Annotated in this window: 23 protein-coding genes; 16 read left to right on the forward strand and 7 right to left on the reverse strand. The window is 36.4% G+C overall.

What is annotated here, in order from left to right; genetic code table 11:
* The first annotated feature begins 206 nt into the window (after positions 1–206).
* Genes rlmB through WBM70_RS08350 form a run of 5 tightly spaced genes read left to right on the forward strand, consistent with a single transcriptional unit; the run spans position 207 to position 4,517 of the window.
* Positions 207–893 carry a 23S rRNA (guanosine(2251)-2'-O)-methyltransferase RlmB gene (rlmB, locus tag WBM70_RS08330; RefSeq protein ID WP_424558043.1) on the forward strand — a complete coding sequence of 229 codons (687 nt, stop codon included), beginning with the start codon at positions 207–209 and terminating at the stop codon, positions 891–893.
* Entirely contained in the window at positions 880–1,473 is a 594-nt protein-coding gene (locus WBM70_RS08335) for a hypothetical protein (RefSeq protein ID WP_424558044.1), read from the forward strand. Before rlmB ends, WBM70_RS08335 begins: the two co-directional genes overlap by 14 nt.
* A gap of 47 nt (positions 1,474–1,520) precedes the next feature.
* The gene (locus WBM70_RS08340) at positions 1,521–2,753 is read left to right on the forward strand and encodes an LL-diaminopimelate aminotransferase (RefSeq protein WP_424558045.1); all 1,233 of its coding nucleotides are present in this window, start codon (positions 1,521–1,523) and stop codon (positions 2,751–2,753) included.
* Positions 2,746–4,008, forward strand: coding sequence for a homoserine dehydrogenase (locus WBM70_RS08345; RefSeq protein ID WP_424558046.1), 1,263 nt, complete (start codon positions 2,746–2,748; stop codon positions 4,006–4,008). Before WBM70_RS08340 ends, WBM70_RS08345 begins: the two co-directional genes overlap by 8 nt.
* 11 nt (positions 4,009–4,019) lie before the next feature.
* Complete coding sequence (locus tag WBM70_RS08350; protein ID WP_424558047.1) at positions 4,020–4,517, forward strand: YajQ family cyclic di-GMP-binding protein; 498 nt, start codon at positions 4,020–4,022, stop codon at positions 4,515–4,517.
* 210 nt (positions 4,518–4,727) lie between these two features.
* Here WBM70_RS08350 and WBM70_RS08355 read toward each other — a convergent pair whose 3' ends face one another.
* Positions 4,728–4,976 (reverse strand): hypothetical protein, encoded by a 249-nt coding sequence (locus WBM70_RS08355; RefSeq protein WP_424558048.1) that lies wholly within the window; start codon positions 4,974–4,976, stop codon positions 4,728–4,730.
* Positions 4,977–5,100: 124 nt separating this feature from the next.
* Positions 5,101–6,351 carry an L-lactate MFS transporter gene (locus WBM70_RS08360; protein WP_424558049.1) on the reverse strand — a complete coding sequence of 417 codons (1,251 nt, stop codon included), beginning with the start codon at positions 6,349–6,351 and terminating at the stop codon, positions 5,101–5,103.
* A gap of 229 nt (positions 6,352–6,580) precedes the next feature.
* On the opposite strand from WBM70_RS08360, the gene WBM70_RS08365 reads away from it, so the two are divergent.
* Positions 6,581–8,677: a molybdopterin oxidoreductase family protein gene (locus WBM70_RS08365; RefSeq protein WP_424558050.1), complete on the forward strand. Its 2,097-nt coding sequence runs from the start codon at positions 6,581–6,583 to the stop codon at positions 8,675–8,677.
* Between the two features lie 243 nt (positions 8,678–8,920).
* On the opposite strand, the gene WBM70_RS08370 is transcribed toward WBM70_RS08365, so the two are convergent.
* Together WBM70_RS08370 and WBM70_RS08375 are read right to left on the reverse strand one after the other, a co-directional pair.
* Positions 8,921–10,084, reverse strand: coding sequence for a glycosyltransferase (locus WBM70_RS08370; protein ID WP_424558051.1), 1,164 nt, complete (start codon positions 10,082–10,084; stop codon positions 8,921–8,923).
* Positions 10,085–10,315: 231 nt separating this feature from the next.
* Positions 10,316–10,450 (reverse strand): hypothetical protein, encoded by a 135-nt coding sequence (locus WBM70_RS08375; RefSeq protein WP_424558052.1) that lies wholly within the window; start codon positions 10,448–10,450, stop codon positions 10,316–10,318.
* A 654-nt stretch (positions 10,451–11,104) separates the two neighbouring features.
* On the opposite strand from WBM70_RS08375, the gene WBM70_RS08380 reads away from it, so the two are divergent.
* From WBM70_RS08380 to purF, 7 genes are all read left to right on the forward strand, one after another.
* On the forward strand, positions 11,105–11,452 hold the full coding sequence (locus WBM70_RS08380) for a hypothetical protein (protein ID WP_424558053.1): 348 nt from the start codon (positions 11,105–11,107) through the stop codon (positions 11,450–11,452).
* A 207-nt stretch (positions 11,453–11,659) separates the two neighbouring features.
* On the forward strand, positions 11,660–12,019 hold the full coding sequence (locus tag WBM70_RS08385; RefSeq protein WP_424558054.1) for a YraN family protein: 360 nt from the start codon (positions 11,660–11,662) through the stop codon (positions 12,017–12,019).
* Between the two features lie 44 nt (positions 12,020–12,063).
* The gene (locus WBM70_RS08390) at positions 12,064–12,813 is read left to right on the forward strand and encodes a phytanoyl-CoA dioxygenase family protein (protein ID WP_424558055.1); all 750 of its coding nucleotides are present in this window, start codon (positions 12,064–12,066) and stop codon (positions 12,811–12,813) included.
* A 134-nt stretch (positions 12,814–12,947) separates the two neighbouring features.
* Complete coding sequence (trxA, locus tag WBM70_RS08395) at positions 12,948–13,265, forward strand: thioredoxin (protein ID WP_424558056.1); 318 nt, start codon at positions 12,948–12,950, stop codon at positions 13,263–13,265.
* Between the two features lie 153 nt (positions 13,266–13,418).
* The gene (locus WBM70_RS08400; RefSeq protein ID WP_424558057.1) at positions 13,419–14,360 is read left to right on the forward strand and encodes an NAD(P)/FAD-dependent oxidoreductase; all 942 of its coding nucleotides are present in this window, start codon (positions 13,419–13,421) and stop codon (positions 14,358–14,360) included.
* Positions 14,360–15,127: a 4-hydroxy-tetrahydrodipicolinate reductase gene (dapB, locus tag WBM70_RS08405; RefSeq protein ID WP_424558058.1), complete on the forward strand. Its 768-nt coding sequence runs from the start codon at positions 14,360–14,362 to the stop codon at positions 15,125–15,127. Before WBM70_RS08400 ends, dapB begins: the two co-directional genes overlap by 1 nt.
* Position 15,128: 1 nt before the next feature.
* Positions 15,129–16,502 (forward strand): amidophosphoribosyltransferase, encoded by a 1,374-nt coding sequence (gene purF, locus WBM70_RS08410; protein ID WP_424558059.1) that lies wholly within the window; start codon positions 15,129–15,131, stop codon positions 16,500–16,502.
* Between the two features lie 35 nt (positions 16,503–16,537).
* On the opposite strand, the gene hisIE is transcribed toward purF, so the two are convergent.
* Positions 16,538–17,203, reverse strand: coding sequence for a bifunctional phosphoribosyl-AMP cyclohydrolase/phosphoribosyl-ATP diphosphatase HisIE (hisIE, locus tag WBM70_RS08415; RefSeq protein ID WP_424558060.1), 666 nt, complete (start codon positions 17,201–17,203; stop codon positions 16,538–16,540).
* A gap of 223 nt (positions 17,204–17,426) precedes the next feature.
* On the opposite strand from hisIE, the gene WBM70_RS08420 reads away from it, so the two are divergent.
* A complete protein-coding gene (locus tag WBM70_RS08420) occupies positions 17,427–18,149 on the forward strand; it encodes a 2OG-Fe(II) oxygenase (protein ID WP_424558061.1) in 723 nt (240 codons plus the stop codon).
* 83 nt (positions 18,150–18,232) lie between these two features.
* On the opposite strand, the gene WBM70_RS08425 is transcribed toward WBM70_RS08420, so the two are convergent.
* Together WBM70_RS08425 and WBM70_RS08430 are read right to left on the reverse strand one after the other, a co-directional pair.
* Positions 18,233–19,327 carry an SPFH domain-containing protein gene (locus WBM70_RS08425; protein ID WP_424558062.1) on the reverse strand — a complete coding sequence of 365 codons (1,095 nt, stop codon included), beginning with the start codon at positions 19,325–19,327 and terminating at the stop codon, positions 18,233–18,235.
* Between the two features lie 9 nt (positions 19,328–19,336).
* The gene (locus WBM70_RS08430; RefSeq protein ID WP_424558063.1) at positions 19,337–20,257 is read right to left on the reverse strand and encodes a branched-chain amino acid transaminase; all 921 of its coding nucleotides are present in this window, start codon (positions 20,255–20,257) and stop codon (positions 19,337–19,339) included.
* Between the two features lie 202 nt (positions 20,258–20,459).
* Between WBM70_RS08430 and WBM70_RS08435 the strand changes: the two genes are divergently transcribed.
* Both WBM70_RS08435 and WBM70_RS08440 read left to right on the forward strand, forming a co-directional pair.
* Positions 20,460–21,308 (forward strand): PDC sensor domain-containing protein, encoded by an 849-nt coding sequence (locus WBM70_RS08435; RefSeq protein WP_424558064.1) that lies wholly within the window; start codon positions 20,460–20,462, stop codon positions 21,306–21,308.
* Positions 21,309–21,374: 66 nt separating this feature from the next.
* Positions 21,375–22,046: a Crp/Fnr family transcriptional regulator gene (locus WBM70_RS08440; protein ID WP_424558065.1), complete on the forward strand. Its 672-nt coding sequence runs from the start codon at positions 21,375–21,377 to the stop codon at positions 22,044–22,046.
* Positions 22,047–22,163 lie beyond the last annotated feature (117 nt).

The raw sequence follows: 22,163 nt of genomic DNA on the forward strand, positions 1-22,163 counted from the left end.
CGCGGAGAGTGGGTGGTTATTATAAAAGCTCAGGAAAGCAAAGATAAAAGCCTTAGTTTTACTGAGGTGCTTAGTTTGGATCTACCACCTAAAATAAAGGCTAAACTACTTGCACAACTCAGTGACAAGAGTGTGAAAGAATGGTATAACGAACTCATACAGTCTACTTAACGCCTTAAAAGCTAAAAAAAGGTAAAATCATCTCTATGATTATATATGGAAAACAAGTCTGTTTACATGCCCTAGAGCACCATTCAGAGAAAATAAAAACCGTTTATGTTGCTAAGAAAGGGATACTCCCTAATGATCTATTTCATAAATATCATGATAATATCAAGTTTTTAGAAGAGAAGTGGGCTCAATCTATGAGTAAAGGTGGAAATCACCAAGGATTACTTGTTGAAATGGCTGAATTTGAACAGAGTTCTCTCCCAGAGATCAAGAAGAATGATTTTATTGTGGTACTTGATGGTTTAACGGATGTAGGAAACATCGGTGCGATTGTACGATCTGCATATGCACTTGGTGCAGATGCTATTATCGCTGCGGGAGTGAAGCAGCTAAATTTTGCTGCCATCGCACGTACGAGTTCGGGTGCAATGTTAGATATGCCTTTTATGATAGCACCTAATATTTTAGACACATTTAATGAACTGCAACAACTTGGATTTACCTTTTATGGTGCCTCTATGGATGGGCAAAATGTGCAAGATATAACATTCGACGCAAGACGTGTACTTGTTTTGGGAAGTGAAGGCAAAGGACTCTCTAAAAAAGTGATGGCAAAATTGGATCATAAGGTTTCAATAGAGATGAAACATGCATTTGATTCATTGAATGTGAGTGCTGCTGCAGCGATTTTAATACATAGGATGGGTTATGCAATTAAATGAAATACTTGAAGAAAATAGTATAAAAAGTATTAGTCAAAGGACCAAGATATCTGAGGATAACCATGAAAATCTTTTGGCCAGAAATTTTGAAGTTCTAATGAAGACCAAAGCGTTAGGGTTTATCTCTATTTTAGAACGAGAATATAAAGCAGATCTGAATGCATTGAGAGAAGAGGCACTTGCATATTATGCTTCGCATAAGGAAGACCATGCCTTTAGTGTAGGAGTCCCTATGGAAGAGGAAAAAAAGGGAAACTCAAAGCTCTTTTTGGTGGTAGTATTGGTGCTTCTGGGATATGCCTCTTGGTATTTCTTCACACAATTTGATAAAAAACATTTGAGTGGACTCATCCCGTTCATGGATGAGCAAATGATAGAAAATAACATCACCGTAGAGGATGCAGGGAAGAAACAAAGTCTTCCTCTAGAAGATCTAAGTATTGAAAGTGCTGTTGCTAACAATACAAAAGTTGTTACAGAAGAGATAATAGTAGGGAATAGTATTCAAGAGGCAAACCAGAGCAAGATACCGATGGTACAGGAAGTGAATGAGACTACTATACCAGTGAGCCAATTTTAATGCAGGCTGGATGGAAAGAATGACAAAAATTTTAAAGCGAGTAAAGCATGTTTGATGAAATTCAATTTGAGAAGATAAATCGATTACCAAAGTATCTTTTTGCAGAGATCAATGATCTTAAAATGCAATTAAGAAGAGAAGGGGCAGATATCATAGATTTTTCTATGGGGAATCCTGATGCTTCAACTCCACAGCCTATCATTGATAAATTATGCGAAACTGCGCAAAAGCCAAAAACACATGGGTACAGTGCAAGTAAGGGAATTTATAAACTGAGATTGGCTATGAGTAAGTGGTATAAACGTAAATACAATGCAGACTTGGATCCTGATACAGAAGTTGTTGCGACTATGGGAAGTAAAGAGGGTTATGTACACTTGGTACAGGCTATTTCTAATCCAGGGGATGTTGCAATCGTACCTGATCCTACTTATCCTATCCACTCTCAGGCGTTTATCTTAGCGGGTGCAAATGTTGAGAAGATGCAGCTTGTCTTTAATGAAGAAACGTTTGAAGTGGATGAAGATAGGTTTTTATCAGACCTGGAAGATCACTTAGATAACTCTATTCCTAAAGCAAAGTTTTTAGTGGTGAACTTCCCACATAACCCAAGTACAGCAACAGTGACACCTCAGTTTTATCAAAGACTTGTAGCTCTTGCAAAAGAAAAACGTTTTTACATTATTTCTGACATAGCGTATGCTGATATTACTTTTGATGGGTACAAAACACCTTCTATCATGGAGGTTGAAGGGGCTAAAGATGTGGCCGTTGAAGCTTATACGCTCTCTAAATCATACAACATGGCTGGTTGGAGAGTAGGGTTCATAGTAGGGAATAAAAAGCTTATCGGGGCACTTCAAAGCATTAAGTCATGGTTGGACTATGGGATGTTCACACCGATCCAGGTAGCTGCAACAGTAGCACTGGACGAACATTATAATATCCCTGATGATGAGATCATTCCACGCTATGAAAAAAGACGTGATGTGATGCTGGATGCATTTGCAAATGCAGGCTGGAAAATGGGTAAACCAAATGCCTCTATGTTCATCTGGGGTAAAATACCTGAAATTGCAAGAGATATGGGTTCATTAGAGTTTTCCAAACAGTTACTTCTTAAAGCAGGTGTTGCAGTGAGTCCTGGTATCGGTTTTGGTAAATATGGTGATGAGTATGTACGTATCGCTTTGATTGAAAATGAAAATCGTATCAGACAGGCAGCGCGAAACATTAAAAAGTTCTTAAAGGAACTAGAAGAGGCGAAAAATAATGGTTAAAATTGGTATTTTGGGGGTTGGAACTGTTGGAACTAGTGTTGCAAAGATACTTGAAGAAAATGGTGACATCATCGAAGCAAGAGCAGGAAAAAAAATAGTTGTCAAATCAGGTGTAGTGAAAAATCTTTCAAAAGACCGTGGGGTAAATATCAAACTTTCTGATAATCCTCTTGATGTCGTAGATGACCCAGAGATAGATATCGTTGTTGAACTGATGGGTGGGGTTGAAGAGCCATATGCTCTTGTAAAAAAAGCACTTCAAAATGGTAAAGCAGTTGTGACTGCAAATAAAGCATTGCTTGCCTACCATCGTTATGAACTTCAGGAGATAGCCGGAGATATTCCTTTGATGTATGAAGCGAGTACGGCAGGCGGAATTCCTATTATTGGTGCACTTCGTAATGGTCTGTCAGCAAACCATATAGAGTCTATTCAAGGTATTATGAATGGTACCTGTAACTATATGCTTACCAATATGATAAACAATGGTGCCCAGTATGATGAGATACTCAAAGAGTCTCAAGAGTTAGGCTATGCAGAAGCAGATCCTACTTTTGATGTGGGTGGGTTTGATGCTTCTCATAAACTTCTTATTTTGGCAAGTATCGCATATGGTATTGATGCAAAACCAGAAGATATCCTTATTGAGGGAATAGAAAACATTACGCAAACTGATGTAGACTTTGCTAAAGAATTCGGATATGAGATCAAATCTCTTGGTATCGCTAAAAAAGTGGGCAAGGGCGTAGAACTTAGAGTACATGCTACCATGATCCCTAAAGAGTCTATGATCGCAAAAGTGGACGGTGTGATGAATGCTGTGACGGTAGTAGGTGACCGTGTAGGTGAAACGATGTACTATGGACCGGGAGCAGGTGGTGATGCTACAGCTTCAGCGGTCATTGCTGATCTTGTAGATATCGTGCGTGGAAACCAGGGACCTATGCTTGGATATAAAAAAGGTTTGGAAAGTGGACTTAAACTTCTTCCTAAAGAAGAGATTATCACCCAATACTATCTTAGACTGGAAGTAGATGATCAAAGTGGTGTACTGGCAACGATCACATCCACACTGGGAGAGTTTGATATCTCTATAGAAGCAATGCTTCAAAAACCTACTACCAATGATGAGATAGCCAAACTACTCTTTACTACGCACACATGTAAAGAGAGTAAAATGCAAGATGCTATTGACGCATTAGGTAAACTTGATGTGGTGCATGGCGAGATCGCTATGATGAGAATCGAGAAGTAAAAGGAGTTAAAATGGCAAAAGATCACTATTTTGATATAACGGCTAAACTTGACATGATGGAACTTAAAAATGCAATTGTCATGGCCGAAAAAGAGGTTGCAACACGTTTTGATTTTAAAGGATTGGTAGCTGAGATCAATCTCAATGAAGCTGGAAAGACATTAAGTCTAAGTTCTTCTACAGATTCCAAGATAGATGCGCTCAAAGATATATTGATCTCTAAACTGATCAAAAGAGGGATTGCCGGAAAGTCACTTGAAGAGGTGAAAACCGAAGGTATCTCTGGTGGTAATACAAAAGTGATCTACCGTATAGTAGATACGATCGATAAAGATGAAGCGAAAAAGATCGTTAAAGCGATCAAAGATATGAAGATAAAAGTCACACCATCTATACAGGGTGATGAGGTACGTGTATCTGGTAAGAAGATAGATGATCTTCAGGCTGTGATGGCTGAAGTGAAAACTTTGGATCTCAAAGCACCGCTTGTTTTTGGAAACTTCAAGTAGGTTTTTATAGATTTTATAAATTGCCTTAGTTTGATAAACTGTGGCGTTGTTTCCCTCTGTTCATTTCTTTCTTTTGTCTTGTGATGAAAAGAAAGAGAACGAACCAAAGAAAGAAAAGCACAAGCGACAAAAATTTATTGTTGTTATTTAAATTTCTTGCTAGCTTGAATTTTGTCAGGTTATATCTGACAATATGCCTTAGTATCTACACTATGAACAGTGTCCACCACCACAGCATCCGCCTGAAGCAGCAGCTTGTGGTGCTTTCATAGCGATAGCAAAATTATCACCATCTTCACTAAGTTCAAAACCATGTTTACCACAGAATTTTTCATTCATATGGCTTACCATACCTTGTGCTTTGATCATCGCATCATCTTTGTTATCAAACGTAACATTATTTTCTAATTCACTTCTTTTGAAGCATCCACATTCTTGAGCTATATTTATAGTTGACATTGTAATCCTTTTTGTTTAATTTGACCGATAATAACAGAGAAAGATTAATAAGAACTTGATTATAAGCTAAATAAGAGAAATTTACTCTTATTTAGCTTTATTTATCACGAAAGTGGCAAACAATTTAGGCTTGTATTTGACTTGCTTTTATTTTTTTGATGTTTAGAAGCATGAAGATTGAAGTGATGAGCGCTACAAAGAAGAGACCTACAAAAACATAAAGTGTGCCAGAGTAGCTACCCGTTGTGTCTTTAACATAGGCAATAATAATAGGTCCCGCAAGTCCTGCTAAGGCCCATGCAGTTAGTATATACCCATGAATGGCACCAAGCTCTTTTGTACCAAAAATATCACCTATATAGGCTGGAACAGAAGCAAATGCTCCACCGTAACAGGTCATGATATAGTAAACCAAGATAGTAAATAATAGTACACTTGTTACTGTTGTGAGTAGATAAAAAGCAATGATCTGTGTGATAAAGAAAATGATAAATACAACAGGTCTGGTAAGGTAGTCAGAAACACTTGCCCAGATAATTCTACCTGCACCATTGAAGATACCCATGAGACCTACAGCAGATGCTGCGGCTAAAGCTGAAATACCAATGACTTCTTGTAAGAGTGGAGAAGCTACAGAAATAATGGCAATACCACAAGTTACGTTGATAAAAAGCATAATCCATAGACCATAAAATCTAGCAGTCCTGACGGCTTCATTACGTGTAATGTTTACTAGGTCTTCTTTGATCTTCTTTTTACCTGCATTGATAGCATTACTTAGACGTTCTGGCATATATCCTTCCGGAGGATTGGCAAGATATTGTGCTGCGGTAAACATAATGATGAAGTAGATAGAACCTAAGATGTAAAATGTTGAAGATACGCCTACAGCATCTATGAGTACTTTAATGGCAGGTCCTGAGATGGCAGAAGCAAAACCAAATCCCATGATGGCAAGTCCAGTTGCCATACCGCGTCTATCGGGGAACCACTTAACTAGCATAGATACAGGAGAAATATACCCTATACCAAGACCAGCTCCACCTAAAACACCATAGGTGAGATAAAGAAGTATTTTTGACTCCATGTAGATGGCTAGACCAGAACCTACAGTCCCTAGTCCAAATAAAACAGCTGCAAGTGTAGCAGCAACCCGAGGCCCTTTACTCTCTACAAATTTACCCATAAGAGCAGCAGAGAGACCCAAAAAGAAGATAGCGACAGAAAATGTGATGGTTACATCTGTAAGTGTCCAGTTCATTGTAGACTGTATAGGGTTTACATACACGCTCCATGCATAGACAGAACCTATACAGATGTGAATTGTCATGGCAGCCAGAGCCATAAACCAGCGGTTTTTAACTTTTGTGGTCATTGAATATTCCTTGATTTTGTATTAAAGGATTATATCTAAGTTGTAACATTGCATATTACTGTTAATGAGCTTTTTTTGAAGTAAGTACATCTATTTTCTACATCAATTTTAAATATTGCAAATCCTTTTGATATAATTCGATGGATATTAACAATAGTTACTTAAATAAACTTGATTTTACAGTTAATAAGGATGATTTATCTCCCAATTTATAATATAGGAACAAATGATGACAAAAAAAGTTGATAACGATTATAAAGTGATTGACAGTGTATGTGCATATTGTGGTGTTGGTTGTGACATTGCTGCACATGTTGATATAAAAGAGAATAAAATTAAGAAGATATTTGCCCATCCTGATGGTGCTACATCAGAAGGAAAGCTCTGTATTAAAGGAACTCATGGTTACGATTTTGTTGATTCAAAAGAGAGAATCAATGCACCTCGAATTCGTAAAAGTTTTTTAGAAAAAAACCCAGAAATTAAAGAAGCAATAGCTGGAACTTTAACCGATCTAGATGATACATGGTATGCGACTGATCTAGACTCTGCTACGACAGCTGGGGCAATGAAGTTAAAAGATATTCAAGCTAAACATGGTGAAAAGTCTGTGTGTTCACTTGGTGGGGCTAGAACTTCATGTGAGTCGGCCTACTATTTTCAAAAATTTACACGTCATACACTGAACTCTCCGCATGTTGATAACTGTGCAAGAGTTTGTCACTCTCCATCACTTAAAGGAATGAGACTCACTATCGGTGAGGGTGCTGCGAGTAATCCGTTTGATGATATCTATAAAACAGAGTTTATGATCGTTATGGGTTCAAACACTACTGAAGCACACCCAATTGTAGGTAACCGTATGATCAAAGCTGCGCAAAAAGGTACACCTATCGCATGTTTTGATGTACGTGAGATCAAACTGCATAAGTTCTCAAAATATAAAGCAGTCACACCTCATGAAGCAAATTTACTTGTTTTAAATATGCTCGCTTATACGATCATTACTGAAGAGTTGTATCATAAAGATTTTATCAAAAACAGAACAAAGAATTTTGAACACTTTAAAGAGAATATTTTAAATGACCCCTATGCTAATCCAGAATTTTTCAGAGAAGTTGAGGGATATGAGTATTTAGCTGATATGCTTCCAGAGATTGCCCGTGAATATGCAACAAAAAAATCTCTCATTTTATGGGGACTTGGAATTACTGAACATGTGGATGGTTCATATGCAGTCATGGCCATTGTACACCTTGCACTTATGACAGGAAATATTGGTAAAGATGGAGCAGGTGTTATGCCTCTACGAGGTCAAACGAATGTTCAAGGTGCTTGTGATATGGGTATGCTCCCATACTATGCACCTGATTACAGTGCACCAAAAGAGGTAGGTCTTATGACCCCTCAGTTAGTTGAGGGTATGCTTGATGGATCTATCAAAGGTGTTTTAAATATCGGTGAAGATCTTACACATATTCATCCAAATATTAACAAGCTAGTCAAAGCATTTGATAATTTAGACCTTATTTTTGTGCAAGAGCTTTTTATGACAGATATTGCAGAGCGTGCGGATATTGTTGTAGGGGTTAAATCAGCGTATGAAAAAACGGGAATCTATATAAATGCTATGAGAAAAGTGCACCTCTCTACGCCTTTAGTAAAATCTGATCTACCTGATGACTGGGAAGTTCTAAAACAGCTTGATGAGAAGATGGGTGGCGGTTATGGTTTTGAGACATCAGAAGATATCTGGGAAGATGTACGAAAAACGGCTACAAATAGATTTACCGGTGCATCCTATGATGTACTTCGAGCAAATGAAAAACAGGGAATTTCGTGGCCGATTACTGAAGATGGAAGTGGTACTCCAGTACTTCATAGAGAGGACTTTAGAACAAAAGACGGCATTGGTGCATTTAGATATCATGGATATAAACCTTTTGGAATGATAGAAGAAATTCTAAATAACAAGCTTACAGGATACCATCTCACAACTGGACGTATCATGGCGCACTATAATAACTCGGCACAGACAAAGTTTACTGAGAAATTGATGAAAAAACATACGCAAGATATCTTACTTGTTCATGAAGATGACGCAGCGGATTTTCCTAGCGTGCAGGTTATCTTAAAAACTGAATATGGTCAAACAAACCCACTTACTGTAAAGTTTACTGATAAAGTGCGTCCAAAAACACTCTATACAACATTTCATCATGCAGATTCCCACTTGAATTTTATTTTTGGTGACAAAAGTGATGAGCTTATCATGACGGCTGCATTTAAATCGATTCAGGTTGATGTCATCCCTGTAGGTGAGTAAATCGCTTTAGGGTAAATTTTAAGGTCACAAATTGTGACCTTAGCGACTCTCTTGTTCTCCCTTGACCCCATTAAATTCTCTGTAACAATTTCATTATAAAACATCCTAATATAGAACATTTTATAAGGTTTTCTATAGAAGGTACAGATATATCGTCTACAAACGTCGCTACAGCGATAAACCTTATAAAATATGTTAGATTATAAGGTTTTGAGAATATACAGTGTGATTTTCTATTGTTTATTAATCAATAGAAATAATTTTTCCTTGTTTCCCAAGTTTATATATTTTTCCTTTCCACTCAATAGTTGGTTTAAATAAGTTGATAAAAAATAGAATTGGAAAAAATATCAGATCATAAGCGATTGTCATAAGCAAATTTGTAGATGCAGGCATTTTATAAATAGATGTGTTTAATACAATGATATTGATAGCTCTAAGTAAGAATACACTAATAAAAAGAATTATAGAAGTGTTTAGATACTCACCACTTCCCATACATAGAGCAGCAAGTAACAAGACTGAGGCATAGAGTAGAGGATTCCACATCAATACAAAAAGGATATAAACAGCAATCCCTTCTGCACGAACCATTCCAAACCATTTACCAAGATGATTTATACCTTCTTGTAAAGAGAGATTTTCGTGGGGCATCATCACAGTTTTAGGAATAAAAATATTTTTGTACCCCCACTCAGCACTTGCAAAACCAAGTTCTCTATCATCACTTACTGTTCCTACTAATCTGCCATCAGCTTCACACTTTTTAAATAGTTCTTTTGGCATCATCCATAAAGCTCCAATAACTGTTGGTGCTTTTGCAAAGAAATGTAAATATGAGAATATGATATTGTAAAAATAGTTGATATATGTGGATAGTAGACCGCCACCTAAAGTACCTGTTCCACTATAATATGGTAAAAAATATACAATACCTACATCATCACTATTTAAAGATTTAAGTCCAGTTTTTAATGCGTTTGAATCAACGTTGACATCTGCGTCCATCGACCCGATAATATCATAGGTTGCATTTTGTACTGCAACCTTAATATTATGCTGTTTTCCCATCAACTCTTCAGACTCTCCCGTAAGAATTATTTTTATGTCTTTATCTTTAGCAGATTTTTTTACTGCTTTACAGACCCTATAAGCTGGGTCATCTTCTGTTTCCATTGCAAATAAATATTCTACAGATGATTGTATATCAGAGTCTACAAGTACTTTTAAATTATCGAATGTTGTTTCATCTGCGCCCTTGATCGGTACAATAAGTGATAGACCTTCTGTTGAAACCTCTAATTCTTCTTTTGCAGAGAAGTGAGTGAGCATTTTGAAAAAAGCTAGAGTCATAGAAAGTATGCCTATGATTGAAATTGCAAAAAATATCCAATAAATTACACCCATTTTTGTCCCTCTTATTTTTTTATAAAAGTATATCAAAAATATTGTGCTTGAAAACATTATAAAATATATAACTTTATAAGGTTTTTTTGCTTGTTATATTCTATATTAAAGTATAAAGTTTCAGGGGAACAAAAGAGAGTAATGAGATTAGTTTAAAATAGATATATTTAAGAGGAATAAGTAAAAAGTGCGTATCCTAAATTAAGGATACGCTTTAGGAAGTGTAGCTTATTATCCAAGTACTGTAAAATGACCTGAACCATCATTGATATTCCCACCTGCTTCATCTGATGGTGATGGGTGATGTGCCATAGCGCTTGATGCTAAACCGAGTGTTACAAGTAAGATTGCTGTAAATTTTTTCATATTAAATCCTTTTTATTTAAATATCCATCTGGTACTCAAGACCAGAACCGTGTTTTTGAATTACAGTATGAAGTATAAACAAGAAGTGTGAAAGTAGTGTGAAGAGGAAACCTTATAAAATATATAACTTTATGAGGTTATATTTAGATGATTGTTTAATACTTAATATAGTAATTTTGGAAAAGGCAACTTTTAAATTTTGGACAAGATTATAGGAGGCATGTCAATGAAAAAAATTATGCAATCTGAAATTAAAAGTTACCAGAAAGCCAATAGCGTATTCAAGGAGACTAATATGCTTTCATGAGTTCTATTATAGTCTTAATTTAAACAACATTATTCAATTCATTGTTTAAAAAATAACCATTATAATACAAACTGAAATTTGTACAGGGAAAACCTCATAAAATATATAACTTTATAAGGTTTTGACTTTGCAGTGATAAGGAATGATAATTTATTTAATCCTAAAATTTAAGGATACAAAAAAGTAAAACTAACTGAAGAAGAACAGGAGAGGTGAAATCTTATGTTTTCTAGTATGATAGAAACCATAACCAAAGATCAACCAAGACTATGTTGTATGCTATGGTGGCGGGCTAGTAAAATTAATAATAGTTATTATATACTATAAGAAAATATAAGGATGAACAGATGAATATACTCTCAACTTTATTAATGATAATAGCTTTAAGTGCTCCTATAAATGCTATCAGCGATATAGATAAAACGGTAAAGAAGCAATGCAAAGAGATAACAAATGATAGTAAGCCTATGGTTGCAAATGAGTATCTGCAAGGTATTATTGAAGGAATAAACTATGCTATACCATATAGTGATGCTACGGAACTTGCAAAGAGTGGAGCCATTAAAAGTATAATGGAGAAGGCATGCAAGAACGTTTTTGAGAATAGAACCTTGCATGGATTTAATTCTGATTATAAGTGGCAAGTCATGAAACTTACATCAAAGAAGCATAGTGAAATGAAGCAACAGTTTTAATCGATACATTGTGGTAGAGAACTTATTGAAAATGGTCGGAACATTGAAATATTTAATGTGTTCAAACAACTCATTATCAAGTCTATATTAGAAACCTTATAATATATATAAATTTATAAGGTTTTACTTTTACTAGAAATTATGACAATATGACATGCTTTTCTCTCACATTTATATTTTCTTCTATACTTAACCATAGAAAAAGTGATGAGGTTTATAACAATAACAAGAGAACTTCCAAAAACCTATGGTGATGAGAGTGAAACGCTTGCTAACCGTTTTTTAGAACAAGAAGGCTTTCTCATCGTTGAGAGAAATTACTTTGCACGTAAATTAGGAGAGATTGACATCATTTCAAGTCGTGAAGATGTCTTGCACTTTATAGAAGTGAAAAGTGGTAAAGCAGACTTTGATCCTGTCTATAATGTAACACCTTCCAAACTTGGAAAAGTCATCAACTCTGCACACTACTACTTGAAAACAAAAGATCTGGATCTGGCATTTAGCATCGATGCGCTTATTATACGTCATGATGAAGTAGAGTTTATAGAAAATGTAACGCTTTAGTCTTTTATTAGGTATAATTCTTTTTATTATTTAAAGGTACAGTGATGAAACTCTCCACTTCGGAACTAGAACAGTTTAACTCAGACGGTTTTCTTGTTTTACGTCAGTTTGCTGATCATGAACTATGTGATACTATTTTAGAGTTGGCTAAAGTTCATTTAAAATATAAGATCCTTCCTATTGAAACTGAATCAGAATATGTTGGTGAAGATAAAGAAGTACTTAGAATCACAGTACGTAGACTTAGACAAGTGTATCAACGTGATATTGTGTTTAAAACATGGATGGAAAATAAAGAGGTACGACCGATTTTAGAGCAAGTACTCCAAGATGCACCGGTACTTACTTTGGCTCATCATAACTCTATTATGACAAAAATGCCTCATACTTCTACAGAGACTTCATGGCATCAGGATATCCGATACTGGAACTTTGAAAATGATAATCTTGTCAGTGTATGGCTTGCACTGGATGAGGAGTATGATAAAAATGGCGTGTTGGAGTTTATTCCAGGCAGTCATAAAATGCAATTTGCGGCAGAGCAGTTTGAAGGCAAACAATATTTTTCTTCTACACGACTAGAAAATCAAAGACTGATAGAGAAAAAAACCAGTACGGCATTGCAAAAAGGTGATGTGGTATTATTTCACGGAAGGCTTTTACATCGTGCGAACAAAAACAGCACAGATAAGGCAAAGATCTCTTTTGTCTATACGGTTAAAGGGAAGAAAAATAGATCTATAGAGGGGACGCGTTCTTCTGCATACCCGGAAATCAGTCTAGAACAACTATAAATAAGAGTACTTTTATCCTAGTTGTATATATTTAGGACAAAGTTACATATTATTCTAAAAATATAAGCTGAAACAATAGTTTTTATAAGAAATGTACGTTATACTATATTTATATAAAATTTAAAGGTATAAATATGGCAAAATATATAGATTTAACAAGTGAAAATTTTGATGCGACTATCGCTGAAGGTGTAACAATGGTAGACTTTTGGGCACCATGGTGTGGGCCTTGTAGAATGATCGCTCCAGTTATCGAAGAACTTGCAGAAGATTTTGACGGTAAAGCGACTATTTGTAAAGTAAACACAGATGAGCAACAAGATATCGCAGTAAAATATGGTATCAGATCTATCCCAGCAATTCTTTTCTTCAAAGACGGTGAGATGGTAGACCAAATGGTAGGTGCAGCTTCTAAAGATGCATTTGCTGCAAAAATAGAGGCACAACTGTAAGCTATTATGCATGTAAGAGGGGGTTAACCCCCTCTTTTTAACACTTCTTTCATATCTATATTTAGATAAAATCTTCTAAAATTTTTAACCAAGTATTTTCATTGTATAATAGGTACTATTTGATTAAGTATTTTACTTTTTTAAGGATTCAAAATGTTAGATTGTGCAATTATTGGTGGCGGACCGGCGGGCTTAACTGCAGGGCTTTACGCAACACGTGGCGGATTAAAAAATGTAGCACTGTTTGAGATGGGTGTACCGGGTGGACAGATAACAAAGAGTTCTGAGATAGAAAATTATCCTGGTTATTTTGACAGTAGTAAAACAGGTCTTGATTTTATGGACACATGGCAAAAACAGTGTTTTCATTTCGGTTTGAAACATGAGATGAAGAAAGTAGAGTCCATACAAAAAATAGAAGGACACTTCACTATTACACTTGAAGGTGGTGAGACAGTAGAAGCGATGACAGCCATTGTTTGTACTGGTGCGGTACCAAGACGTGCTGGATTTAAAGGTGAAGATGAATTCTATGGTAGAGGTGTGAGCACCTGTGCTACATGTGACGGATTTTTTTATAAAGATAAACCAGTCACTGTACTTGGTGGTGGAGATACGGCCTTAGAAGAGGCTTTTTTTCTTTCTAATATTTGTTCAGACGTTTATGTGGTACATAGACGCGATGAATTTAGAGCTGCACCTCCAACACTAGACAGAGCTATGAGAAAAGAGAATATTCATCTCATTACAGATTCTGTGATAGAGGAGGCAGTAGGTAGTGCAATGGGTCTTAGCGGCGTTGACATCAAAAACATTAAAACAGATAAGATCACACACATGGATAACACAGGACTTTTTGTCTTCGTGGGGCAGGATGTGAAAAATGATGTGCTGAAAGATGAGAATGGAGATTTCATTTGTAAAATGAGTGATCTGGGTCAAGTCGTAGTTGATCTGAATATGAATACATCCGTACCAGGTCTTTTTGTTGCAGGTGATTTACGTATCAATGCACCCAAGCAAGTAGTCTCAGCTGCAGGAGATGGTTCAATAGCAGCACTTCAAGTAATTTCATATATTCAGGAGCAACAGTAATGGCAAAAGTTGGTATCGTAGGCAGTACAGGTAGAATGGGTGAACACCTTATTAAAAATGTTTTAGAAAATGAGACATTGGAACTTAGTGCATTACATGTATTTGATGAACTCAAAGTTGATGTACCTTCTGATGTACTGGTGACTAACAGCATGAAAGCAGTGCTTGAAGTGTGTGATGTAGTGATAGATTTTTCAGCACCAGTAGCAACACAAGAACTTTGTGAAGAGGCCTTAAAAAATCCTACAGCACTTGTGATAGCAACAACAGGGTTTACTCAACATCAGCAAAATCTTCTTACAGAAGCATCAAAAGAGATGCCGGTTCTTTATGCATCAAATATGTCAGCAGGTATTGCGCTTCTCAAACAATTGGTTGAGCAAGTTGCGGCAACGTTGGTAGATTTTGATATCGAGATCGTAGAACAGCACCATAGACATAAAGTGGATGCTCCAAGCGGTACAGCATTAACTTTGGGTGAATTTGCAGCTAAGGGTCGTGGTCTGGACTTGGATGCAGTACGCGTAAGTGGACGAGATGGTCAGATCGGTGCAAGAAGCAAGGATGAGATCGCTGTAATGGCGCTTCGTGGTGGTGATATTGTAGGTCGACATACAGTTGGATTTTATAATGATGGTGAGTTCTTGGAACTGAACCATACAGCTACCAGTAGAGAGACATTTTCAAAAGGTGCCATTCGTGCAGCGACATGGATCGTAAATCAAAAGAGTGGACTCTACTCTATAAATGATTGTTTAGGAATTTAATATGTGTGCAATAGTTGGTGTTTTCGGTGCAAAAAAAGCTTCTACAGTAGCGTATTATTCGCTTTTTTCAATGCAGCATCGTGGACAAGAAGCCACAGGTATTTCTGTTGCAAATGGTGAAAATATCTCTATCTATAAAAAGCGTGGAATGGTTGCAGATGTATTTTCACAATCAACACTTGATAATTTAGAAGGTACATGTGCAGTAGGGCATAACCGTTATTCAACTGCAGGTTCAGACTCTGCGGGGGATTCTCAACCTGTGTTCGCAAAGTATAAACTTGGTGAAATTTCAGTGGTGCATAATGGTAACCTGATCAACAAACAAGAAGTAAGAAGAGAACTTATTGATAAAGGTGCCATCTTTCAAACAGATATGGATACGGAAAACATCATTCATCTTATTGCTAAATCACAAGAAGACTCTTTGGTAGACCGTATTAAAGATATGCTGACTAAGATAGAAGGGGCATACTGTTTAGCCATTCAAAGTCGTTCAAAAATGTTTGTTATTCGTGACCGTTTTGGTATACGTCCACTAAGTCTTGGTAAATTTAAAGATGGCGGCTATATGGTAGCCTCAGAGACCTGTGCATTTGATCTTGTTGGTGCAGAGTTTGTACGTGATGTTGAACCGGGCGAAATGCTTATTTTTGAAGAAGGAGAAGAGCCAAAATCAGAAATGGTATTTGAGAATGTAGATTTTCATCCATGTGCTTTTGAGTACATATACTTTGCCAGACCGGACTCTGATATAGATGGTAAAAATGTTTATGAAATGCGTTTAGAGATGGGTAAAAGACTGGCACGTGAGACACCTGCCGCAGTTGATCTAGTGTTGCCGGTACCAGACTCTGGTGTCGCTGCCGCAAAAGGTTATGCTGATGAACTGGGTGTGCCTTTTGAGATGGGGATCGTACGTAATCACTATGTTGGACGTACCTTTATTGAGCCTACACAAGAGATACGTGACTTAAAAGTAAAAATGAAACTCTCACCGATAAAACATCTTATTGAAGGCAAAAGAGTAGCTATCATTGATGATTCACTTGTTCGTGGGACAACCTCTAAACAGATCGTACGTATGTTACTGGAAGTTGGTGCAAAAGAGGTACATATGCGTATCGCAGCACCGGAGATAAAATATCCTTGTCGTTACGGTATAGATACGCCTACAAAAGCTGAGCTGATCTCTGCAAATTACTCAGTAGAAGAGATAAGAGAAAAAATAGGTGCAACATCATTAGGTTTTTTATCTATAGAAGGATTGACTGAATCTTTAGGTAATGAGAGGAATTATTCGTTGGTTTCTTTTGATGGAAAGTATTTTGCCGGTGGAAATGAAGATACATTAGGTTGTGCAGGCGGCTGTTAGTTCAATATATATGATTGAACTTCAAGAAGAAAGAGTTATTTCTTTCTTCCTTCTTTTTCTACTATCCCTGACATACCAAATCTACGTGCCAATTCCTGTTTGACTCTGTCTGGAGAGATATTTCTGTATCCCAAACCTACCAGTGTGTGATAGAGCAGGTCAGCACTCTCATAGATAACTTGCTCGTCACTTTCTTCATTAATGGCTACGCATACTTCATCTGCTTCTTCACGGATCTTGGAGAGCATCAGTTCTTTATCATCTAAAAGTTTTTTAGTCCATGATTTGGTTTCATCTGAAGCATTTTTACGTTCTAGGATAGTATGGTAAAGGGTATCTACTACACCATAGATGGCATCTGTATCTACTTCTTGGTCCAAGATGATCTTGTCTTGCATAACGGACGTAAAGAAACAGCTCTTTCTCCCTGTGTGACATGCTACACCGTTTTGTTTTATTTTTAAGATAACCGTATCTGCATCACAGTCAAGCAGTACATCTTTAACCTCTTGTGTATGGTTAGAGCTTTCACCTTTTTTCCAGATACGTTGTTTGCTACGACTGAAGTAGTGTGCATATCCTGTAGAAAGAGTCAGATTGTAGGCTTCTTCATTCATATAAGCAAGCATAAGCACCTCGGATGTTTCATGTTCTTGAGCGATAGCAGGTATAAGGGGGTTCTTGTTCCAGTCTATTTGCATAGGGAGATCTCCATAAGGAAAATATTTGATGTTATTATATCGATTGTATACATTAGAGGAGCTTTTTTGGATTTGACAGATCACAATGAATATTATGAGATAGCTAGAAACATTTTAGGATAAATGCTCGATTTTTGAATTATAATATCAAATAAATTAAAAAAGCCAAGGAGCTTTTTATGCACGAATTTTTTTCCAAGCTTCAATATTATGGTCTTATACAATGATTCAAATAAGTACAAATATTTATTGTGATCCTTTGTTTGAGAATATAGATATAGAGAATAAGCTTTTGCCAAACCAATATAAAGAATATCCATATCTTATTATTAAAAACTTTTTTTCATACGCATCATGTGAGAGACTTGTTCAATTGGTGCAGGAAGATGAAGAAACAAAAAGAAAAGCACAGGTAAAAAAAGAAGTGATTTCGGGTATTATCCAAGCGGATGTCGTTGAAGAGTATCGTAAAACCAATATCTATAAATTGGATGCACTTTATGCAAAGTATTATGATGATCAATTTATCAAATATAAATCTGTAATGGAGGAGTATTTTTCTGTTGCATTGACTTTGTCAACAGATGTGCAGGTACTAGAGTATAAAGAAGGATTCTTCTATATTAAGCATGCTGATGATTCAAGTGAGATCATCAATAAAGATAAACAGACCATAGGTTTTAAACTGGTTGCTCCACAGAGAAAGTTATCTACGGTACTTTTTGCCACAAGTCATAAGACCAATGTGCAAAATGAAGCCCAGAGTTTTAGTGGTGGTGAGTTGATGTTTAATTATCTTTATAACAGTGAAGGTGAATCTGTCAAAATAAAACCTGAAGCCGGAGATATGATCATTTTCCCTAGCAACCCGTATTTCTCACATGAAGTATTGCCTGTAGAATCGGGATATAGACTAACACTAGTTCAATGGCATGATACTATATAAGAGATAGTTGTAAAGAATGAGTAAGAAGAATTAAATAGAAAAAGAGTGGATCCACGGGACAAGCCCGAGGATGGAGAGATGGATTACTGTTCACCCATCAAACGCTGCTGTTGTTTACCTTTTGCATCTACCCAGATGTTTGGTACTGCACCACCAGGTGTAAGGAAGATCTGTGCATCTTTGTTAACTCTAAGCGCATCGTTGAATTTCGCTTGTGTTTTGATCTGCTCCAACTCGAGTAGTTGTCGAGTCAGTGAATTTGAGATGAGTGTATTCGCTTTGGCTTGCTCTTCTGCTTCGATACGAATTTTATCAGCCTCACCTTGTGCCTCGATACGGTTTCTTTCTGCTTCACCACGTGCTACTTCTGCAGCTCTTTGTGCTTGCTGTTTTGCTTTTTCTTTCTCTTGTTCTGCAATAGTAACATCTTGTTTAGCTATCTGAACTCTTTCTATCTGATCTTTGATCTTTGTAGGGAGGTTGATAGTTCTAAGCTCAACAGATTCAAGGATAACAGGTTGATTAAGGAGTGCATCTACACTCTCTTTGACTTTAACTTCAATTGCTGCGGCAATTTGATTACGCATTTCAGGAAGTTGCTCTGCTGTATATTGACCTACAACATCACGCACCACTTCACGTACTTTAGAGTTGATGATCTTTTCTTCCCAACTTGTACCCCATTTTTCAATGGTTGCGGGTGCAGTTTCTGCTTTCATTCTGTATTGTACTGCAATGTCGATATTGACAGTCAATCCTCTTTTATCCAGTACTGTGATTGCCGGGTTTCTCTTTAGACCACCTTCAAGGTTTCTGTATGCATCACCCAGTTCCCCAGTTCGTACATCAGAGTATGTGATCATTCTGATACGTGTATTCACAGGGATGATCTTTTGAAGTACAGGGATAAAAAAATGTAGTCCGGCGCTAAGAGGCTCTTGTTCAAATTTACCAGTGTTTATTTTGATTCCCACTTCACCAGAGTTGATGATCGTAAATGGTTTGAGTACAAAAATAGCAAAGCCTATAACTACGATTATAAAGATCCAGGGTGCACCTTTACCCATATTGTTCAGAGGGTTTTCAAAGTTGTTTCCACCGCCTCCACCACTGTTATTGTTATTTGAGTTGTTACTTGGCTTTTTCTTTTTAAAATAGTCGTTCATATCTGCTGGCATGTATTATCCTTAGTTTATATAGGTTAAGTGTTGAATATAGGCAGGGTTTTTACCTGCAACCACATCAAAATAGGCTGTCTGTAATTTTTCTGTAATAGGTCCTCTGGATCCTGCACCGATGATACGTGCATCCACCTCTCTGATAGGGGTTACTTCCGCAGCAGTTCCTGTAAGGAATGCTTCATCTGCGATGTAGACTTCTTCACGTGTAACACGGCGTCTTACCACTTCTATACCCATATCTTTAGCGAGGTCGATCACTGTTTGCTGAGTAATAGATTCCAGTGTATTGTCACTAGGAGGAGAGATGAGTACCCCATCTCGAACCATGAAGAAAGCTGCACCGGATGCTTCTGCAATATACCCTTGATCATCTCTGAGCAATGCTTCATCATAGCCGGCTTCAACTGCTTCAAATTTTGCCATTTGAGAGTTGAGGTAGTTGGCTACAGCTTTTGCCTTACCCATACTTGATGTATTGGGTGTTCGTGTCATAGAAGAGATCTTAAGTCTAATACCTTTTTTTAGACCTTCTTCACCAAGATATGCGCCCCATTCCCATGCGGAAATAGATACATTTACCGGGCAATCTTTATGATAAAGACCCATAACCCCATATCCAAGATAAACCAATGGTCTGAGGTATGCACCATCAAAGAGTTCATTTTCCTGTAAGAGTTTTACTTGTGCATCATTAAGTTCATCAAGCGTAAAAGGTACATCCATAAGAGTCATTTTAGATGAATTCAGAAGTCTTTGTGTATGTTCTTTCAGTTTAAAGATCGCACATCTTCCATCTACGGTCTTGTATGCTTTAGTCCCTTCTATGGCACCATTACCATAGTGTAATGTATGTGTGAGTACATGTACTTTGGCATCATCCCAAGGTATGTATTCACCATCCATCCAGATATATTTTGCTTTGTTCATTATGATTACTCCAAGACCTACGATTAAAGTGGTCAAAATTAATGGATTATATTAGCCAAATTATTGTTAATAGTCGGTTATCTCTTGCATAGTCCTATCTGAAGGCCTGTATTGGTTAATATCTATACACTTATCCATATTTTAAATACTTATATTATTGATATACTTAGCTTATGATAAAGAAGTGTAAAAGGACAATAGTATGAAAGAATTTATCAAAGTATATAATAGGAATCAGGAAGATATTGAAAAATTCATTATTACAACTTTAAAAAATAGTGGTTTGATCTTGACCAATACATCTAGGAACTATAAAAAGCTATTCCAAACATTTCCTTCTATGGAACTCATTTACATCACGGACGAAAATTTTGATCAAACTTCTTCCAATGTATTTAGAAATAAAAAGGATGCATTACAGGAGGGTAATAATAGGGCTTATATGCATACAAAAGTAACGCAAAAGGATGAATCGTTTTCTATCAGTACGCCTTATATTAGTTCTGCAACAGGACATACTTGTATAACGGTAATGAAAAAAGAAGATGGTCAATATATTTTTATCGATTTTAGGCTTTCTACTTTACTTGGAAGACTTGGCTTGGTGGAACTTAACCCTGCTTTTAATGAGTTTACAAAATTCTTTTATAAAGCGGTAGGTTTTTCACTCATGGCATTTGCTTTTTTCGCCATAATTTATGCACTATTCGGATATGCGTCCAGTATTATTATAGAAGGAAAATTCTCGCTTGATACACTCTTTAAACCTATTGTAGCATTGACTTTGGGGTTGGCCATTTTTGACCTTGCAAAGACTATTTTAGAGAGAGAAGTCTTTTTTAAGAACTACAGTAAAGAGAATGAAGATGCGACTGTACTTACAAAGTTCTCTATAGCCATTATCATCGCACTTTCCATTGAGGCATTGATGGTGGTATTTAAGATCGCTTTACATGATTATTCCCAGATGATACATGCACTGTATCTTATCATAGGTATCGCATTGATCATTGTATCTTTGGGGATTTACAGTTATTTGGCAAGAAGATAAAATAAGTTTGTATTATATTGATAGCTATGGTATACTTTTCTTGATTTAGATCAAGGAATTAGACATATGTTTGAACTCAAAGATGTACCACTTTTTTCAGCCCTTAATGAAACACAATTGTCAGAACTGCAAGCACATATGCGTCTGAAAAATTATGATAAAGACTGCATAGTATTTTATGAGGAGGAGAAGAGCGAGTATCTGTATATTTTACTAGAAGGGCATGTACGACTTTATAAAACAACCCCTACGGGTAAAGAGATCTACCTACATGGGATGGCTGCTCCTTCACCGCTTGCCTTGTTTCCTGCGCTTGAAAGAGTGGCATTTCCTGCAACCTGTACATTCATTACAAGTGGCACAATGGCACTTTTACCTCTGGATAAACTACACGAATGTTTAAAGAACTTAGATTTTTCTTTAGCGATGATAAAGGCGATGACAAAACGGATGAAGTTGCTTGAAACATTACTGCATAAAGAGACAGTATATTCATCAGAAGCAAAAGTAGCGGATCTTATAGCCAATAACGGTAAAATATTTCAATATATGAAAAACAATGAAATAGCCTCAATACTCAATATTACTCCTGAAACCCTATCTCGTATCTTATCTAAACTCAAAAAAGAAAATATCATCACGATCGATGAACATGTGGTAACGATACTAGACCAAAACAGACTTCAACATACTATTGAAAATAATACTATAAAAAAAATGAACTATCAATTTAGTTGATCATAAATTCGATAGTTGATTTTTATAAAATATGAGATAAAAATCCTCTCAATTAGCTTCCTCTATAAATATCTTTAATTTTTCTTGAATAACCCAAAAATTGACATACATCAAGAA

The organism is Sulfurovum sp. (assembly GCF_049668085.1).
Lineage (GTDB): Bacteria > Campylobacterota > Campylobacteria > Campylobacterales > Sulfurovaceae > Sulfurovum.

Bases quoted from the DNA above. Each gene is read 5' to 3' on its own strand.
- rlmB (WP_424558043.1), top strand. From the start codon at position 207: ATGATTATATATGGAAAACAAGTCTGTTTACATGCCCTAGAGCACCAT.
- WBM70_RS08335 (WP_424558044.1), top strand. From the start codon at position 880: ATGCAATTAAATGAAATACTTGAAGAAAATAGTATAAAAAGTATTAGT.
- WBM70_RS08340 (WP_424558045.1), top strand. From the start codon at position 1,521: ATGTTTGATGAAATTCAATTTGAGAAGATAAATCGATTACCAAAGTAT.
- WBM70_RS08345 (WP_424558046.1), top strand. From the start codon at position 2,746: ATGGTTAAAATTGGTATTTTGGGGGTTGGAACTGTTGGAACTAGTGTT.
- WBM70_RS08350 (WP_424558047.1), top strand. From the start codon at position 4,020: ATGGCAAAAGATCACTATTTTGATATAACGGCTAAACTTGACATGATG.
- WBM70_RS08355 (WP_424558048.1), bottom strand. From the start codon at position 4,976: ATGTCAACTATAAATATAGCTCAAGAATGTGGATGCTTCAAAAGAAGT.
- WBM70_RS08360 (WP_424558049.1), bottom strand. From the start codon at position 6,351: ATGACCACAAAAGTTAAAAACCGCTGGTTTATGGCTCTGGCTGCCATG.
- WBM70_RS08365 (WP_424558050.1), top strand. From the start codon at position 6,581: ATGACAAAAAAAGTTGATAACGATTATAAAGTGATTGACAGTGTATGT.
- WBM70_RS08370 (WP_424558051.1), bottom strand. From the start codon at position 10,084: ATGGGTGTAATTTATTGGATATTTTTTGCAATTTCAATCATAGGCATA.
- WBM70_RS08375 (WP_424558052.1), bottom strand. From the start codon at position 10,450: ATGAAAAAATTTACAGCAATCTTACTTGTAACACTCGGTTTAGCATCA.
- WBM70_RS08380 (WP_424558053.1), top strand. From the start codon at position 11,105: ATGAATATACTCTCAACTTTATTAATGATAATAGCTTTAAGTGCTCCT.
- WBM70_RS08385 (WP_424558054.1), top strand. From the start codon at position 11,660: ATGAGGTTTATAACAATAACAAGAGAACTTCCAAAAACCTATGGTGAT.
- WBM70_RS08390 (WP_424558055.1), top strand. From the start codon at position 12,064: ATGAAACTCTCCACTTCGGAACTAGAACAGTTTAACTCAGACGGTTTT.
- trxA (WP_424558056.1), top strand. From the start codon at position 12,948: ATGGCAAAATATATAGATTTAACAAGTGAAAATTTTGATGCGACTATC.
- WBM70_RS08400 (WP_424558057.1), top strand. From the start codon at position 13,419: ATGTTAGATTGTGCAATTATTGGTGGCGGACCGGCGGGCTTAACTGCA.
- dapB (WP_424558058.1), top strand. From the start codon at position 14,360: ATGGCAAAAGTTGGTATCGTAGGCAGTACAGGTAGAATGGGTGAACAC.
- purF (WP_424558059.1), top strand. From the start codon at position 15,129: ATGTGTGCAATAGTTGGTGTTTTCGGTGCAAAAAAAGCTTCTACAGTA.
- hisIE (WP_424558060.1), bottom strand. From the start codon at position 17,203: ATGCAAATAGACTGGAACAAGAACCCCCTTATACCTGCTATCGCTCAA.
- WBM70_RS08420 (WP_424558061.1), top strand. From the start codon at position 17,427: ATGATTCAAATAAGTACAAATATTTATTGTGATCCTTTGTTTGAGAAT.
- WBM70_RS08425 (WP_424558062.1), bottom strand. From the start codon at position 19,327: ATGCCAGCAGATATGAACGACTATTTTAAAAAGAAAAAGCCAAGTAAC.
- WBM70_RS08430 (WP_424558063.1), bottom strand. From the start codon at position 20,257: ATGAACAAAGCAAAATATATCTGGATGGATGGTGAATACATACCTTGG.
- WBM70_RS08435 (WP_424558064.1), top strand. From the start codon at position 20,460: ATGAAAGAATTTATCAAAGTATATAATAGGAATCAGGAAGATATTGAA.
- WBM70_RS08440 (WP_424558065.1), top strand. From the start codon at position 21,375: ATGTTTGAACTCAAAGATGTACCACTTTTTTCAGCCCTTAATGAAACA.